General features: G+C 67.2%; 12 protein-coding genes. 3 read left to right on the plus strand and 9 right to left on the minus strand.

The genetic code is table 11. The features are described from left to right. Window positions 1–1,611 (minus strand): carboxyl transferase domain-containing protein, encoded by a 1,611-nt coding sequence (locus GORHZ_RS06835; RefSeq protein ID WP_006331472.1) that lies wholly within the window; start codon window positions 1,609–1,611, stop codon window positions 1–3. Window positions 1,612–1,831: 220 nt separating this feature from the next. On the opposite strand from GORHZ_RS06835, the gene GORHZ_RS06840 reads away from it, so the two are divergent. After that, window positions 1,832–5,395, plus strand: coding sequence for an indolepyruvate ferredoxin oxidoreductase family protein (locus GORHZ_RS06840; RefSeq protein ID WP_006331473.1), 3,564 nt, complete (start codon window positions 1,832–1,834; stop codon window positions 5,393–5,395). A 170-nt stretch (window positions 5,396–5,565) separates the two neighbouring features. Here the strand turns inward: GORHZ_RS06840 and GORHZ_RS06845 are convergent, their stop codons facing one another. The 4 genes from GORHZ_RS06845 to GORHZ_RS06860 are packed head-to-tail and all read right to left on the minus strand — an operon-like array spanning window position 5,566 to window position 8,748. Then, window positions 5,566–6,198 (minus strand): TetR/AcrR family transcriptional regulator, encoded by a 633-nt coding sequence (locus GORHZ_RS06845; RefSeq protein WP_006331474.1) that lies wholly within the window; start codon window positions 6,196–6,198, stop codon window positions 5,566–5,568. 52 nt (window positions 6,199–6,250) lie between these two features. Continuing rightward, window positions 6,251–6,877: a nitroreductase family protein gene (locus GORHZ_RS06850; RefSeq protein WP_006331475.1), complete on the minus strand. Its 627-nt coding sequence runs from the start codon at window positions 6,875–6,877 to the stop codon at window positions 6,251–6,253. Between the two features lie 45 nt (window positions 6,878–6,922). After that, the gene (locus GORHZ_RS06855; protein WP_006331476.1) at window positions 6,923–7,321 is read right to left on the minus strand and encodes an NUDIX domain-containing protein; all 399 of its coding nucleotides are present in this window, start codon (window positions 7,319–7,321) and stop codon (window positions 6,923–6,925) included. Further along, window positions 7,318–8,748 (minus strand): carboxyl transferase domain-containing protein, encoded by a 1,431-nt coding sequence (locus GORHZ_RS06860; protein ID WP_006331477.1) that lies wholly within the window; start codon window positions 8,746–8,748, stop codon window positions 7,318–7,320. The genes GORHZ_RS06855 and GORHZ_RS06860 overlap by 4 nt, the downstream gene beginning before the upstream one ends. A 100-nt stretch (window positions 8,749–8,848) precedes the next feature. Between GORHZ_RS06860 and GORHZ_RS06865 the strand changes: the two genes are divergently transcribed. Further along, on the plus strand, window positions 8,849–9,310 hold the full coding sequence (locus GORHZ_RS06865) for an SRPBCC family protein (protein WP_006331478.1): 462 nt from the start codon (window positions 8,849–8,851) through the stop codon (window positions 9,308–9,310). A gap of 26 nt (window positions 9,311–9,336) precedes the next feature. On the opposite strand, the gene GORHZ_RS06870 is transcribed toward GORHZ_RS06865, so the two are convergent. The 4 genes from GORHZ_RS06870 to sucC form a co-directional block, all read right to left on the minus strand. Beyond that, window positions 9,337–9,798 carry an RDD family protein gene (locus tag GORHZ_RS06870; RefSeq protein ID WP_040530504.1) on the minus strand — a complete coding sequence of 154 codons (462 nt, stop codon included), beginning with the start codon at window positions 9,796–9,798 and terminating at the stop codon, window positions 9,337–9,339. Then, entirely contained in the window at window positions 9,791–10,531 is a 741-nt protein-coding gene (locus GORHZ_RS06875; protein ID WP_006331480.1) for a hypothetical protein, read from the minus strand. Before GORHZ_RS06875 ends, GORHZ_RS06870 begins: the two co-directional genes overlap by 8 nt. Window positions 10,532–10,776: 245 nt before the next feature. Continuing rightward, window positions 10,777–11,667, minus strand: coding sequence for a succinate--CoA ligase subunit alpha (gene sucD / locus GORHZ_RS06880; RefSeq protein WP_006331481.1), 891 nt, complete (start codon window positions 11,665–11,667; stop codon window positions 10,777–10,779). 13 nt (window positions 11,668–11,680) lie between these two features. Then, a complete protein-coding gene (gene sucC, locus GORHZ_RS06885) occupies window positions 11,681–12,844 on the minus strand; it encodes an ADP-forming succinate--CoA ligase subunit beta (RefSeq protein WP_006331482.1) in 1,164 nt (387 codons plus the stop codon). Between the two features lie 431 nt (window positions 12,845–13,275). Between sucC and GORHZ_RS06890 the strand changes: the two genes are divergently transcribed. Then, entirely contained in the window at window positions 13,276–14,358 is a 1,083-nt protein-coding gene (locus GORHZ_RS06890) for a M23 family metallopeptidase (RefSeq protein WP_040530509.1), read from the plus strand. The last annotated feature ends 22 nt before the right edge of the window (window positions 14,359–14,380 follow it).

The following is a 14,380-nucleotide window of genomic DNA, read 5'->3' on the forward strand; positions in this document are numbered from 1 at the left end:
TCACATCCTGAAGACGCCGTAGCCGGGATCGGCGAGCGGCGCGTATCGACATGTCTCCAAGGCCAATCCGAGCACGGTCCGGGTCTGGGCCGGATCGATGATCCCGTCGTCCCAGAGTCGTGCCGTCGAATAGTAGGCGTCGGACTGCGTCTCGAATTGTTGGCGGATCGGGGCCTTGAACTCTTCTTCGGCCTCGGCCGTCCAGTCCTTGCCGGATCGCTCGATCTGGTTGCGGCGCACCGTGGCCAGCGTGTCGGCGGCCTGCGGACCGCCCATCACCGAGATCCGAGCGTTGGGCCACATCCACAAGAACCGCGGCGAGTAGGCCCGCCCGCACATGGAGTAGTTGCCGGCGCCGAAGGAGCCGCCGACCATGACCGTGAACTTGGGTACCCGCGCGGTCGCGACCGCGTTGACCATCTTCGCGCCGTTCTTGGCGATGCCGCCCTCTTCGTAGGCGCGGCCGACCATGAAGCCGGTGATGTTCTGCAAGAAGATCAGCGGAATGCGGCGCTGGTCGCAGAGTTCGATGAAATGCGCTCCCTTGAGAGCGGATTCGCTGAACAGCACGCCGTTGTTGGCGATGATTCCCACGGGATGGCCGTGGATGCGCGCGAACGCAGTCACCAGGGTGGTACCGTAGTTCGCCTTGAACTCGGTGTATTCACCGGCGTCGCTGATGATCTCGATGATCTCGCGTGCATCGTAGGGAATGCGCGAGTCCGTCGGCACGACGTCGTAGATGTCGGTCTGCGCGCGCAGCGGGTCGCGCGCGCCAACGGTCTCCCACTGTGGCCGTTCACGGGGGCCGAGCGTCGCCACGATCTCACGGACCTTGGCCAGCGCCTGCTCGTCGTTGTCGACGAGGTGGTCGGTGACCCCGGAGACCGACGAGTGCATCGCTCCGCCGCCGAGTTCCTCGGCCGTCACGTCCTCGCCGGTGGCCGCCTTCACCAGCGGCGGGCCGGCCAGGAAGATGGTGCCCTGATTACGCACGATGACCGTCTCGTCGCTCATCGCGGGCACGTAGGCACCGCCTGCAGTCGACGACCCCAGCACCGCCGCGATCTGCGGGATACCGGCCGCGCTCATCGTCGCCTGGTTGAAGAAGATCCGGCCGAAGTGCTCGCGGTCGGGGAACACCTCGTCCTGCTGCAACAGCATCGCGCCGCCGGAATCGACGAGGTAGATGCACGGCAGCCGGTTGGCCGCGGCGATCTCCTGGGCGCGGAGATGCTTCTTGACCGTCACCGGGTAGTAGGTGCCACCGGACACGGTCGCATCGTTGGCGACGATCATGCATTCGCGACCGGCGACCCGACCCACGCCGGCGACGACGCCCGCCGAGGGCACCCGCCCGTCGTACATTCCGTGCGCGGCGAGCGGCGCGACCTCGAGGAACGGCGAACCCACGTCGAGGAGTCGGTCGACCCGGTCGCGCGGGAGCAGTTTGCCCCGCGAGATGTGTCGTTCACGGGCCTTCTCCCCGCCTCCCTGGCGGGCCTCCCGCAGCCGGTCCCGCAGCAATGCGACGCCGGACAGGTGAGCCTCGCGGGAGCCGGTGTCCGAGGGCCCGGCGGATGCTTCTGCACTGAAGGTGCTGGTCACCATCAACCTTTCAGTTAGTGGTTATTAACTGAATGCATCGTACGACAGAACGGGGGCACTTGTCACCTGCCTTCACATTCTGTCAGCCAAGGTGACGTGGATCACGGAATTCCGTACTGTGGAGAGAGGCCCGCCACCCCTGGGCCCGTCACAACAGATGCCCGCGACACCACCACCCATGGCTGTCGGGGACCGAAATATGAACAGAAGGCCAGGTAACCCCATGACCCTCGCAGACGACCGCGCCCACAGACTCGGCACCTATTCCGAGCCGGAGACCACCCCGTTCACCGGGGCCTCGTTCTCCCTCGACGACCGCTACACACGCGAGTCGGGCACCATTTATCTCACCGGCATCCAGGCCCTCGTCCGGATGGTCCGGGACCGCGCTCGCATCGACCGGCGCCAGAATCTGCGCACCGCCTCCTTCATCTCCGGCTACGAGGGCTCCCCGCTGGCCGGCTACGACCTCGAGATCGCACGCCGCAAGAACTACCTCGAACCTCTCGACATCGTGCATCGCCCGGGCCTCAACGAGGAGCTCGCCGCCACCTCGGTGATGGGCTCGCAGATCGCCGGACAGCTGACCGACCTCGCACCCGACCCCGACGGCAACGCACGCGACGGCGTCGTCGGATATTGGTACGGCAAGGCTCCCGGTCTGGACCGGGCCGCCGATGCGCTGCGGCACGCGAACATGATCGGCACCCACCCGTCGGGCGGAGCCGTCGCCATCGTCGGTGACGACCCGGGCGCGAAAAGCTCGACGCTGCCCTGCGCATCGGAGATGGCGCTCGCCGACTTCTACATGCCGATCCTGTATCCCGCTGATTCGCAGGACATCCTGGACCTCGGTGTGCACGCTGCGGTCATGAGCCGGGTGAGTGGCCTGTGGACGTCGCTGAAGATCTCCGCGCACGTCGCCGACGGTGCATCGACCGCCGAGGTCGATCCGACACGGATCATGCCGGTCTACGGCGATCTGGGCCGCAGCCCGCACGTTCCGAGCGGCAACCTCCTGGGCGCGAATCTGAAGGAGCTCGAACAGAATCAGCAGACCACCCGGATACCCCGCGCACTGGAGTACGCCCGCCTGAACGGCCTCAACCGGATCGTCGTGTCGAGCTCCGACGACCGCATCGGTATCGTGGCCGCCGGAAAGACCTATCTCGATCTTCGAGAGTCGTTGCGGCTCATCGGTATCACCGATGCAGATCTGAACCGTCTCGGCATCCGCATCCTCAAGCTCGGGATGGTCTATCCGATCGAGCGGGACATCCTGAACCGCTTCATGTTCGACACGGCCACCGGCGACCTCGACGAGGTGATCATCGTCGAGGAGAAGCGCGACTTCATCGAGACGATGATGCGCGACATCCTCTTCCGGCATCCGCGGGCCCCGCGCATTGTCGGCAAGGTCAACGAGGACGGTTCGACGCTGTTCTCCCGGTTCGGCGAACTCGACGTCGACGCGGTGACCCGCGGCCTCGCCAACCGTCTCGCCCGACACCATGACATCGACGCGGCCCGGGACTGGCTCGACCGCAAGGCCGCCCGGCCGACCCGCATCGACCTGCCGCTCGCCGTGCGCAGCCCCTATTTCTGCTCGGGCTGCCCGCACAACAGCTCGACCAAGGTCTCCGATGACACGTTGGTCGGAGCCGGCATCGGTTGTCACGTCATGGTGCTGCTGATGGACCCGAAGCAGGTCGGCGACGTCACCGGGGTCACCCAGATGGGTGGCGAGGGGGCACAGTGGCTCGGCATGGCCCCGTTCGTGACCCAGAACCACTTCGTGCAGAACGTCGGCGACGGCACGTTCATGCACTCGGCTTCGCTGGCACTGCGCGCCGCGGTGGCATCGGGCGAGAACATCACCTACAAGCTGCTCTACAACGGCACCGTCGCGATGACCGGCGGACAGGATCCGGTGGGCGCCATGGATCTGCCGCGTCTGACGTCACTGCTTCTCGACGAACGGGTGGCGCGGGTCGTGGTCACCTCCGACGATCCCAAGCGCACCAGTGCGCTCGGGCTCCGGAAGGAGGTCGAGGTCCGCCATCGCGACGAGACGCTCGACGTGCAAACCGAACTCGCCGCGGTACCCGGGGTCACCGTGCTCGTACACGACCAGTACTGCGCCGCGGAGAAGCGCCGCAAGCGCAAGCGGGGCACCCTGGACACGCCGAACCAGCGGGTGATGATCAACGAGCGCATCTGTGAGGGCTGCGGCGATTGCGGCGAGAAGTCCAACTGCCTGTCGGTGCACCCGGTCGAGACCGAGTTCGGACGCAAGACGCGTATCGACCAGAGTTCCTGCAACCTGGACTTCTCCTGCCTCAAGGGAGACTGCCCGTCGTTCGTCAAAGTCACCCCCGGGACACGACGTGACCGTGCCCGCGCCGAAGACATCGACGCCACCGTGCTTCCCGCTCCGATGATGCCGACGCTGCGGGACACGTTCTCGATGCGCGTCACCGGTATCGGCGGTACCGGCGTGGTCACGGTGTCGCAGGTGCTCGCCACTGCCGCGGTGCTCGACGGCCACGCGGCCCGCACAGTCGACATGACCGGGCTCGCCCAGAAGGGCGGCGCCGTCGTGAGCGATGTGAAGGTCTCCCCGACAGTCGTCGAACAGGCCGCCAAGGTCGCTCCCGACGAATGCGATCTCTATCTGGCGTGCGATCCGTTGGTCGGCACCGATCCGGTCAACCTCAAGGTCGCCGCGCCGGAGAAGACCGTGGCCGTCGTCTCGACGACGCAGATCCCCACGGGCGCAATGGTCATCGACACCACAGTCGGTTTCCCCGCCGACGCCCAGGTCCACTCCGCGATCGACGCGAAGGTGAACCGGGCAGTGTATCTCGATCCCGGTGCGCTGTCGACGGGCCTGTTCGGCGACGAGCAGTACGCCAACATGGTCATGGTCGGGGCCGCGTATCAGGCCGGCGCGCTCGCCATCTCGGCGGATGCCATCGAACGGGCCATCGAGCTCAACGGCGTCGCGGTCGAGGCCAACATCCAGGCGTTCCGTCGGGGGCGGCAGGTTGTCGTCGATCCGGATGCGGTGTCGGAGGCCCTGGCGTCGATGCACGGTGCATCATCGTCTGAACTCACCCCGAGTGAGCACGCGCTGGCGGAGGTGGCACGGCTGGGATTCGGCGACGAGCTGTCGCGCACGGTCGCGATCCGCTACGACGAATTGATCGCCTACGCCGACGAGCGTTATGCGCGTGATTATCTCGACCTGGTCGCCCAGGTGCACGGCAGCGAGAACGGGAACGCGCTGACCGACGCGGTGGCACGCAACCTGTACAAGTTGATGGCCTACAAGGACGAGTACGAGGTCGCGCGACTCACCGCGGACCCCGACTTCGCCGCCACGATCGCCGAACAATTCGGCGACGACGCGCAGGTCGCGGTGCGGCTGCACCCGCCGACACTGCGCGAGATGGGCATGAAGGAGAAGATGTCGCTCGGCGCGTGGGCCGACCGCCCGCTGGCCGGCCTGGCCAAGATGAAGCGACTGCGCGGAACGAAGCTGGACCCGTTCGGCCGCAGCGAGGTCCGGCGGACCGAGCGCGCTCTGATCGTCGAGTACCGGGAGATCGTCGACGCCATCCTGGGTGGGCTGGCGAGCGGACGGATCGGGGCGGACCAACTTCCCGCCGCCGTCGATCTCGCCGATCTGCCCGACATGGTTCGTGGCTACGAGAGCATCAAGATGCGTAACGTCGCCCGATACCGGGAGGAGGTCGCCCGCCGGCGCGCCACACTCGGTATCTGAGCGCAAGGGACCTCGGTCTCGACAAGCTCGATCCGGCGGATACGCCACTCACTCCGTTCGCGACTACTCGACCAGCGGAAGGGACACCCCCACCGCTGGTCGAGTGCGACGAGCGAGCGAAGCGAGCCCGACGCGTATCGAGACCACCACCGCACCGAGAATCCGAGTGTTCAGGATCGCCGCGCCAGCAAGGCCGACCAGGCCATCGAGGTCAACAGCTCTCGAAGCGCGGCCCGCGGATACGGCGGCAACCGATGCGACGAGTTGAGCAGACCAAAGGTCGCGTGGACGCGAACCCTGGCCTCCTCCCGCGTCATCTCCGCGGTGCCCGACTCGGAATGCACCGCCAACAACACGTCCACCCACTGCTCGACGTAGCGCCGCTGCAGCGACCGCACCTGATGGTTGGCGTCCGGGGTCATCGACGACAGGTCGCGATCCTGCACCGCGATCAGATCGGGTTTGGTGACCAGGACGTCGATGTGGAAGCCGATGAGGTCGCGCAGCGTCTGCTCGGGCGACTCCGCGCGACCGACCACCTCGGCACCACCGTCGTGCAACCGCTGGCTGATGTCGACGAGCATCTGATCGAGCAGGTCGATCTTCGACGAGAAGTGCCGGTACATGGCCGGGCCGCTCACCCCGACCGCCCCGCCGATGTCCTCGAGCGTCACACCCGCGAAGCCACGATCGGCCATCAGCCGCGCAGCGGCCTCCAACAGTTCGGCGCGCCGGGCCGCCTTCGCCTGCCCGCGTCGCGTGCGGGCGACCGGCTCGGAGGACGGAGTGGACTGCGTGGACATGATGAGTTCGCACTCTACAGCCGCACCGGCGCCACGCGGAGCGCCGAGCCGATCACCACCCGTTGAGGTGCAGCACGTCGTCGAGCGGCCGGCGCGGTGCCGGGCGGAAATCGGTGCCCTTGGTGTAGGCGACCGGCAGCAGGACCCCCTGATGGACGGTCGACGGGATGCCGAGGATCTGCGCGACCTCACGCTCGTAGACGAGGTGCAGCGTCGTCCACGCCGACCCCAGCCCACGTGCCCGCAGCGCCAGCGAGAAGCTCCACGCCGCGGGCAGCAGCGACCCCCACATGCTCGCCTGATTGCCGGGCGGCAGGTCACTGCCGGTATCGATCGCACCGAGCACGAGAACCGGAACCTGGCCCATGACGTCGGCGAGGTATTGCGAACTCGACCGGATGCGCCCCATCGTCGCGTCGTCGGTCTTCGGACGCGACGCCGCGTAGTCATTGTACGAGCGCGCGTAGTGGTCGGCGACCTTCTGTTTGAGGTCGGCATCGGTCAGCACGATCCAGTGCCAGCTCTGGGTGTTGCTCCCCGACGGTGCCTGCAGCGCGATGTCGAGGCATTCGTGGATGACGTCGAGCGGCACCGGACGATCGAGGTCGAGACGCTTGCGCACCGAGCGGGTGGTGGTGAGGAGTTCATCGGGATTGAGCGGGAGCAATTCGGCGACCATCTCTTCACCCTCTCGCGACCACGGGCAGGATTCAACCACTTCCGGCTACGGCAGCAGACCGGCCCGCCGCAGGTGTCCGACGAGACCGGTCGTGGTGTCGACGTCGGACAAGTCGGCCGCGGCGTACCAGCGGGCATCGGCGGCATCGGTGCCCGCCGCGAGCCGACCCGAGCGCACCGAGGCGTAGTAGTCGTGGACCTCGAACACGTCGCCGTGCCCGGTCGGGATGTCGACGACCCAGGCTCGCTCCCCGACCTCGACGACGAGCCCGGTCTCCTCCCAGACCTCGCGAATCACGGCCTCGGCCAGGGTTTCTCCGGGCTCGACCTTGCCGCCGGGCACCGTCCAGCGCCCGGCCTGCGGTTCGTTGCGCCGCTGCACCAGCAAGAACCGCCCCTGTTTGTCACGGATAATCGCCCCCACCGCCCGGATGCGGCGGGTCATCGCGGTCCCAGCACCCGCGCGCGGTGATCGCCCGACACCTCGGCGTCGAGCTGTTCGACGATGCAGGCGGCGAGCCCGTCGAGACCGTCCCGCGCGAGATCGACCACGACGTCCACCGCGCCCCGGTCGGCGAGCTCGCGGGCGAGAATCCCCTGCCGACCGGCCATCTGAGCCGCGTGGTCGGTGTCGCGATACACGATCACGCTGGCACCTTCGGGCGGCAGCGGTGACAGCCAGGCATCCGATGCGGCGACGACGCGGTCGGCCGGGAACAACGCGAGCGCGGCACCGCCGCCGCCCTGCCCGAGCAGCACCGACACCGTCCTTGTCGCGGATTCGAGGAGTTCGGCTGTGCAGCAGGAGATCTCACCGGCGATACCGCCGGATTCGGCGGCCGCCGACAGCTCGGCGCCCGGGGTGTCGATGACGGTGACCAGCGGTAGCCGCAGCCCGGCCGCCAGCGCGATCCCTCGACGACACCGACGCAGATCGGCCGGCCCGATCAGCCGGCCCGACTCCTGTACGACCCGGTCGTGGCCGACCACCACCACAGGGTGCCGACCGAATCGGGCGAATCCCAACCAGACCGGCCCGTCGTCGGAGATCGTCACCGTCTCGACCCGGTCCAGTAGTTCACGCAGACCGACCCGGCCCGGCGCCCGGGTGGCCGTCACCGCGTCCCAAGCCGTCGGTGCGCTTTCCGCGGCCCGACCACCCGGCGTCCACAGGGTCGATCCGGTATCGGGCCGGACATGCAAGAGCGACAGCGTCTTTGCGATGATCGCGGCGAGTTCCGCCGACGCGACCACGGCGTCGACCAGCCCTTGACGATGTAGATTCTCCGACGTCTGCACTCCGTCGGGCATCGCATCACCGGTGAGCGCCTCGACGACCCGCGGGCCGAGGAAACCCACCAGCGCACCGGGTTGCGCCCAGGTGATATGCCCCTGCGACCCCCACGACGCGAACACCCCTCCGGTGGTGGGATGACGGAGGTAGACCAGATACGGAAGTCCGGACGCCTTGTGCCGATTGACCGCCGCGGCGATCGCGGTCATCTGCAGGAACGCGGGTGTGCCCTCCTGCATGCGGGTCCCGCCCGACGACGGCAGCGCCACCACCGCCAGCCGCTCCGAGGTCGCCCGCTGCAATGCGCCGACGACACGGACACCGGCATCACGCCCGATCGATCCGGCCAGGAACCGGAAGTCGCTGACCACCAGCGCAACCCGGATGCCGCCGACCATGCCGGCACCGGTGATCACCGATTCGTCGGCACCGGTCCGTTCGGTTGCCCGTGCCAATTCGGCGGCGTAGTCGGGGTCGAGTCCGGCCCGGTCGGGATCGGTGTCCCAGGACTCCCAACTGCCCTCGTCGACCAGGTCGTCGATCCACTGACGCGCCGTGCGGTACTCAGGATCAGCCACGCACTCCACCGTAAACCGTGCGTGGCACCCGCTGGTCGATACCGCGAATCACCGTGCAGCGGTCATACTTCATACCAACACCGGGAGAAAGTAGGTCGACATGGCCGGTTACACCGTGCAACGGACCCAGACCATCGGGGCGGCACCGGAACGGATCTTCCCGCTCCTCGTCGATCTCCATGAGTGGCGGCAGTGGTCTCCCTGGGAGGACCTCGATCCCGATCTCCAGCGGGAGTACACGGGCGCCGAGCGCGGTGTCGGCGCGAAATATGCGTGGTCGGGAAACCGCAAGGCCGGTAAGGGCACGATGGAGGTCGCCGAGGTCTCCGAGCCCGAAAGGGTCGCGGTGAACGTGACGTTCGAGAAGCCGATGAAGTCCTCGAGCACCAGCGTCCTCACGCTCGAACCCCGGGGCGACGCCACCACCGTGACCTGGACGATGACCGGTCCGCATTCGCTGTTGAGCCGCATCGCAGGGCCGCTCGGTCTGATGGACAGGTTCATCGGCAAGGACTTCGAGAAGGGCCTGACCACGCTGAAAGCGGTGTGCGAGAAACCCTGACCGGCCCCCGGCACCACGGCAGCGAGTCAGCGCGAGTACACCACGCGGGTCCCGAGCAGGATGTCCTGGATGGATCGCCGACGCAGGTCGAGGGCGACCCAGAACAACCCGATGGCGAAGAAGGTGTAGAGCACCGCCCGGATCAGGGCCACCGCCGGTCGCATCCGCTCACGCTTTCGGCCCTTGACTCGTAACCCCATCACGACACACCCCGCGGTGCGCCCGGAGATCGCCCAGCACGCCGTGTTGTATGCGATGGACACGAGGACGAAGGCGGCCGTGGTGAACACGAGGCCGGGTTTCGGGATGTTCAGGTCGGCTCCCCTGATGACCATCTGTGCCAACGCCAGGCCGACGTAGCCGGCACCGAGCATCAGCCAGACCGTGACCAGGTCGACCACAGCCCCGATCCCTCGGCTGACGATGCCGGCGGTCTTCTCGCTGTCGTGGATGAGGTGGTGATCGGCGTCCGGGCGACCGTCAGTCATGCGTGTCACCGGGCTTCTCCTCGGAGCGACGGTGCAGGACACGACTGACGAGGTGGGCGACGGCGTCGTCGGCGCGTTCGCCGCTCGAGCGGACGTCGGTCATCACGTCCGCGGTCACCGATGTGCTCGCCTCGCGGATGATCTCGGTGAGGTCCACCCCGTCGATCACGTCGTTGGCGATCGCGATCAGATCCACCCGGGCGAGGATCGCGTCGACGTCGACCCGCTCGACGATGGCACCGATGTCGATCCCTTTGGCGATCTCGTCGAGGTTCACGCTGTCGCGGATCACCGCGTTGATGTCCACCCGCTCACGGATGATCGCGTTCAGATCGACGCGGGCCAGGATGGCGTCGATGTCGAGATCGGCGGCTATGGCATCGAGGTCCACGTCGTCACGCACCACGGAGGTGATGTCGAGGTGGCCCACGATCTCGGTGACGACGCGGGAGATCAGGTCAAAGGCGCTCTCGACAGCCACCGGCCCGACGTCGGTCAACAGCCGCTCCCCTTCCGCGGAGAGCCGATCGGCACCAGCCCGGGCGAGCGGGCCGACGATGGGCAGTCGCATCACGCGCCTCGCCCCCGCCCGTGCCAGCTGACCGCCTACGACGGCTGCTTTGCCCACCAGCGCGGCGGCCCCGACGGCCAGCGCCACCTCGCGCGGCACCGGACCGCCGAACACGTCACCGCTGAGCAGCGGCGCGTCACCGTCACCAGGCGAAGGAACCATCTCCCCACTCCGCTGCTCCGGGATCATCTCTGCGCTCCGCGGACCCGGGGTCGTTTCCCCACTCCGCGGCGCAGCGACGCCACTGTCATCGTCCACGGTTGAATACTAGTTCTCCGTTGAGGTCTCGCGTCGGTTCCGGGCACACGTATCCGCCGACACCGTGATGGTCGCTACCAAAGAGCGCAGCAGCCCGCCGCGACACGAGGTCGCGACGGGCTGCCATGCCTGAAGGGATCGAAACCCGATCAGAGGCTGTTGTACAGCTCCCGGGCCAGTTTGGCGGTCTCGCTCGGCGTCTTGCCGACCTTCACGCCGGCGGCTTCGAGCGCTTCCTTCTTGGCCTGCGCGGTGCCCGAGCTGCCGGACACGATCGCGCCTGCGTGACCCATCGTCTTGCCTTCCGGCGCAGTGAATCCCGCGACGTAGCCGACGACCGGCTTGGAGACGTTGGCCTTGATGTAGTCGGCCGCACGCTCCTCGGCGTCACCACCGATCTCACCGATCATCACGATCAGCTTGGTGTCGGGGTCCTTCTCGAACGCCTCGATGGCGTCGATGTGGGTGGTGCCGATGACCGGGTCGCCACCGATGCCGATCGCGGTCGAGAAGCCGAGATCGCGCAGTTCGTACATCATCTGGTAGGTCAGGGTGCCCGACTTCGACACCAGACCGATCGGGCCGCTGCCGGAGATGTTGGCGGGGGTGATGCCGGCCAGCGCCTCGCCCGGCGTGATGATGCCGGGGCAGTTCGGTCCGATGATGCGGGTCTTCTCGCCCTTGGACTGGTTGTAGGCCCACGCATAGGCGGTGTCCTGCACCGGGATTCCCTCGGTGATGACCACCAGCAAACCGATCTCGGCGTCGATGGCCTCGATGATCGCGTCCTTGGCGAACTTCGGCGGGACAAATGCGATCGACACGTCGGCGCCGGTCTCCTTGATGGCCTCGGCCACCGTGCCGAACACCGGCAGTTCGACGCCACCCTCGTGGGTGACCGTGGTGCCGGCCTTGCGGGCGTTGACGCCACCGACGATGTTGGTACCGGCCTTGAGCATCAGTGCGGTGTGCTTGGTGCCCTCACCGCCGGTGATGCCCTGGACGATGACCTTGTTGTCCTTGTTCAGAAAGATCGACATTGCTCTGGCTCCCTTACTTGCTCGCCAATTCGGCAGCCTTGTCGGCGCCGGAGTCCATGGTCTCGGCGAGCGTCACCAGCGGGTGATTCGCATCGGCCAGAATCTTGCGGCCCACGTCGACCTTGTTGCCGTCGAGACGGACGACCAGCGGCTTGTTGGCCTCGTCGCCCAGCTTCTCCAGCGCTCCGACGATGCCGTTGGCCACCGCGTCGCAGGAGGTGATGCCGCCGAACACGTTGACGAACACCGACTTGACCTGCTCGTCGTTGAGGATGACGTCGAGACCCGCGGCCATCACCTCGGCCGAGGCGCCGCCGCCGATGTCGAGGAAGTTGGCCGGCTTGACCCCGTCATGGCTCTCGCCCGCGTAGGCGACGACGTCGAGGGTCGACATGACCAGGCCGGCGCCATTGCCGATGATGCCGACCTGACCGTCGAGCTTGACGTAGTTGAGGTCGTGCTCCTTGGCCTTGAGCTCGAGCGGATCGGTGGCGTCGCGGTCCTCGAACTCCTCGTGGCCCGGCTGACGGAAGTCGGCGTTCGCATCGAGCGACACCTTGCCGTCGAGAGCCAGGATCTGATCGTCCGGTGTGCGCACCAGCGGGTTGACCTCGACGAGGAGCGCATCCTCGGCGACGAAGACCTCCCACAGCTTGGCGATGGTGACCGCAGCGGCGTCGAGCACCTCGGCGGGCAGGTGACCCTGCTCGGCGATCGAGCGCGCGGTCGCGAGATCGACACCCTTCACCGCGTCGACCGGAACCTTGGCGAGGCGCTCGGGCTTGGTGGCGGCGACCTCTTCGATCTCCATGCCACCCTCCACCGAGCACATTGCCAGGTAGGTCCGGTTGGCGCGATCGAGGAGGAAGGAGATGTAGTACTCCTCGGCGATATCGCTGGCCTCGGCGACCAGCAACTTCTTGACGATGTGCCCCTTGATGTCGAGGCCCAAGATGTTCTCGGCGTGCGACTGTGCGTCATCAGGGGTGGCGGCGTACTTCACGCCGCCGGCCTTGCCACGTCCACCGGTCTTGACCTGAGCCTTGATCATCACGGGTTTGCCGATTTCCTCGGCAATCGCCCGCGCATCGGCGGCATCGTCGGTCACACGCCCGGGTGTGGTGGGAACCCCATGCTTGGCGAACAGTTCCTTCGCCTGGTATTCGAAGAGATCCATTCAGCTCACCATCTCGTAGGTTTGCCCGCGCGGAGGGATGATCACCGCAGGGTGTGTAACGCGGGCCATATCGGACTCTAAACCTGCCACGAAAACACTTGGTCAGCGCACCCTCCGCTTGTGCGACAGATCACTCGCTCGGGTGGCGTCGCCGAACCCTTCGACCCGCCCGGCAGCAGCCGATCGGGACATGGTGTGATGGGTCGTCGACGACGCGGACCCGCGCCGCCGAATGCTTCGACATAGTGGATTTTCGATCCGCGACAACGACCTACCGTACACGCTTCTGTGATCGAACTCACAAAAGGCCAGGTTTTCGGGTCAGATCGTTGGACTTGCCGCAATCATTTCGTTACCGTCGGCTATCAGCAGGTCACAGAAGTATTACGGACACGGCAGTCGCGGTAGTCCAATTGAGCACAAGGGATGAGGTGGGGGACTTGACGGGACGTGGTGACACGACCGCCTCGGTCACGGCCACCGGGCGACGTTCTGCCCGTTTCGACGACGACCACTCCGCGATGGAAGTGACGACGATCATCCCGATCGACTCGAGCGCCGACGACCAGATCGCGTGGGATTCGACCACCTGGGATCGCTACTATCGCCCGACCCGCTCGGAGATCACCCAGGACATCGTCCTGCCCGAGAGCGAGTTCGACGACTTCGAGTTCGACGAGGACTTCGTCCTCGACAGCACCGCCGACGACGCCGTACACACCCTCGACGAGGCGGACGACGCGCCCGCAGACACGGCCGACAAGCCGTTCCGCACCCGCCCGGGCACCGCCGGAGCCCGCAGCCGCGGCAAGCACCGCATCAGCGCGCCGCCCACCGCCCTCAAGGGTGGCCGCGCGGCCCTGATCGCGATGGCCGCCGGAGCGGCAGTCGCCGCGGTCGCCCAGGTCGGGGCGACCGACAATGCGCCGACTCCCACGAACGCCGCCAACATCGACACACCGGCGGCCACGCCGGACCTGGGCCCCGGCGTCGTCGCCGGTTCGCCTGCGAAGGACATGAGCACCTTCACCGACCAGCTCGCGGTCGGCAAGGACCTGGCAGCCGCCGAGGCCGCCCGCGAGAACCTGCTGCGTCGCCCGCTCTTCACGTCGCCCATCCCGGTGGGCCAGTACCAGTTCACGTCGACGTTCGCGATGCGCTGGGGCAGCTTCCACGGCGGCATCGACATGGCTGCTCCGCTCGGCACCCCGATCCACGCCGCCACCGATGGCGTCGTCATCGAGGCCGGCCCGGCCTCCGGTTACGGCAACTGGGTACAGATCCGCGCCGACGACGGCACCGTGACGATGTACGGCCACATGGCCTCGTCGGGCGTCCTCGTGCAGAAGGGCCAGCACGTCACCGCCGGCGACGTCATCGCACTCGTGGGCAACCAGGGCTTCTCCACCGGACCGCACCTGCATTTCGAGGTGTGGAAGGGCGGGACGACGAAGATCGATCCCGCGCCCTGGCTCGCCGCGCACGGCGTGCGCTTGTCGGGCTACACGGGCTAGCCGGTTTTCAAGGGCGGCACCG

This window comes from Gordonia rhizosphera NBRC 16068, from assembly GCF_000298195.1.
Taxonomy (GTDB): domain Bacteria; phylum Actinomycetota; class Actinomycetes; order Mycobacteriales; family Mycobacteriaceae; genus Gordonia; species Gordonia rhizosphera.

Bases quoted from the DNA above. Each gene is read 5' to 3' on its own strand.
- GORHZ_RS06835 (WP_006331472.1), bottom strand. From the start codon at position 1,611: ATGGTGACCAGCACCTTCAGTGCAGAAGCATCCGCCGGGCCCTCGGAC.
- GORHZ_RS06840 (WP_006331473.1), top strand. From the start codon at position 1,832: ATGACCCTCGCAGACGACCGCGCCCACAGACTCGGCACCTATTCCGAG.
- GORHZ_RS06845 (WP_006331474.1), bottom strand. From the start codon at position 6,198: ATGTCCACGCAGTCCACTCCGTCCTCCGAGCCGGTCGCCCGCACGCGA.
- GORHZ_RS06850 (WP_006331475.1), bottom strand. From the start codon at position 6,877: ATGGTCGCCGAATTGCTCCCGCTCAATCCCGATGAACTCCTCACCACC.
- GORHZ_RS06855 (WP_006331476.1), bottom strand. From the start codon at position 7,321: ATGACCCGCCGCATCCGGGCGGTGGGGGCGATTATCCGTGACAAACAG.
- GORHZ_RS06865 (WP_006331478.1), top strand. From the start codon at position 8,849: ATGGCCGGTTACACCGTGCAACGGACCCAGACCATCGGGGCGGCACCG.
- GORHZ_RS06870 (WP_040530504.1), bottom strand. From the start codon at position 9,798: ATGACTGACGGTCGCCCGGACGCCGATCACCACCTCATCCACGACAGC.
- GORHZ_RS06875 (WP_006331480.1), bottom strand. From the start codon at position 10,531: ATGGTTCCTTCGCCTGGTGACGGTGACGCGCCGCTGCTCAGCGGTGAC.
- sucD (WP_006331481.1), bottom strand. From the start codon at position 11,667: ATGTCGATCTTTCTGAACAAGGACAACAAGGTCATCGTCCAGGGCATC.
- sucC (WP_006331482.1), bottom strand. From the start codon at position 12,844: ATGGATCTCTTCGAATACCAGGCGAAGGAACTGTTCGCCAAGCATGGG.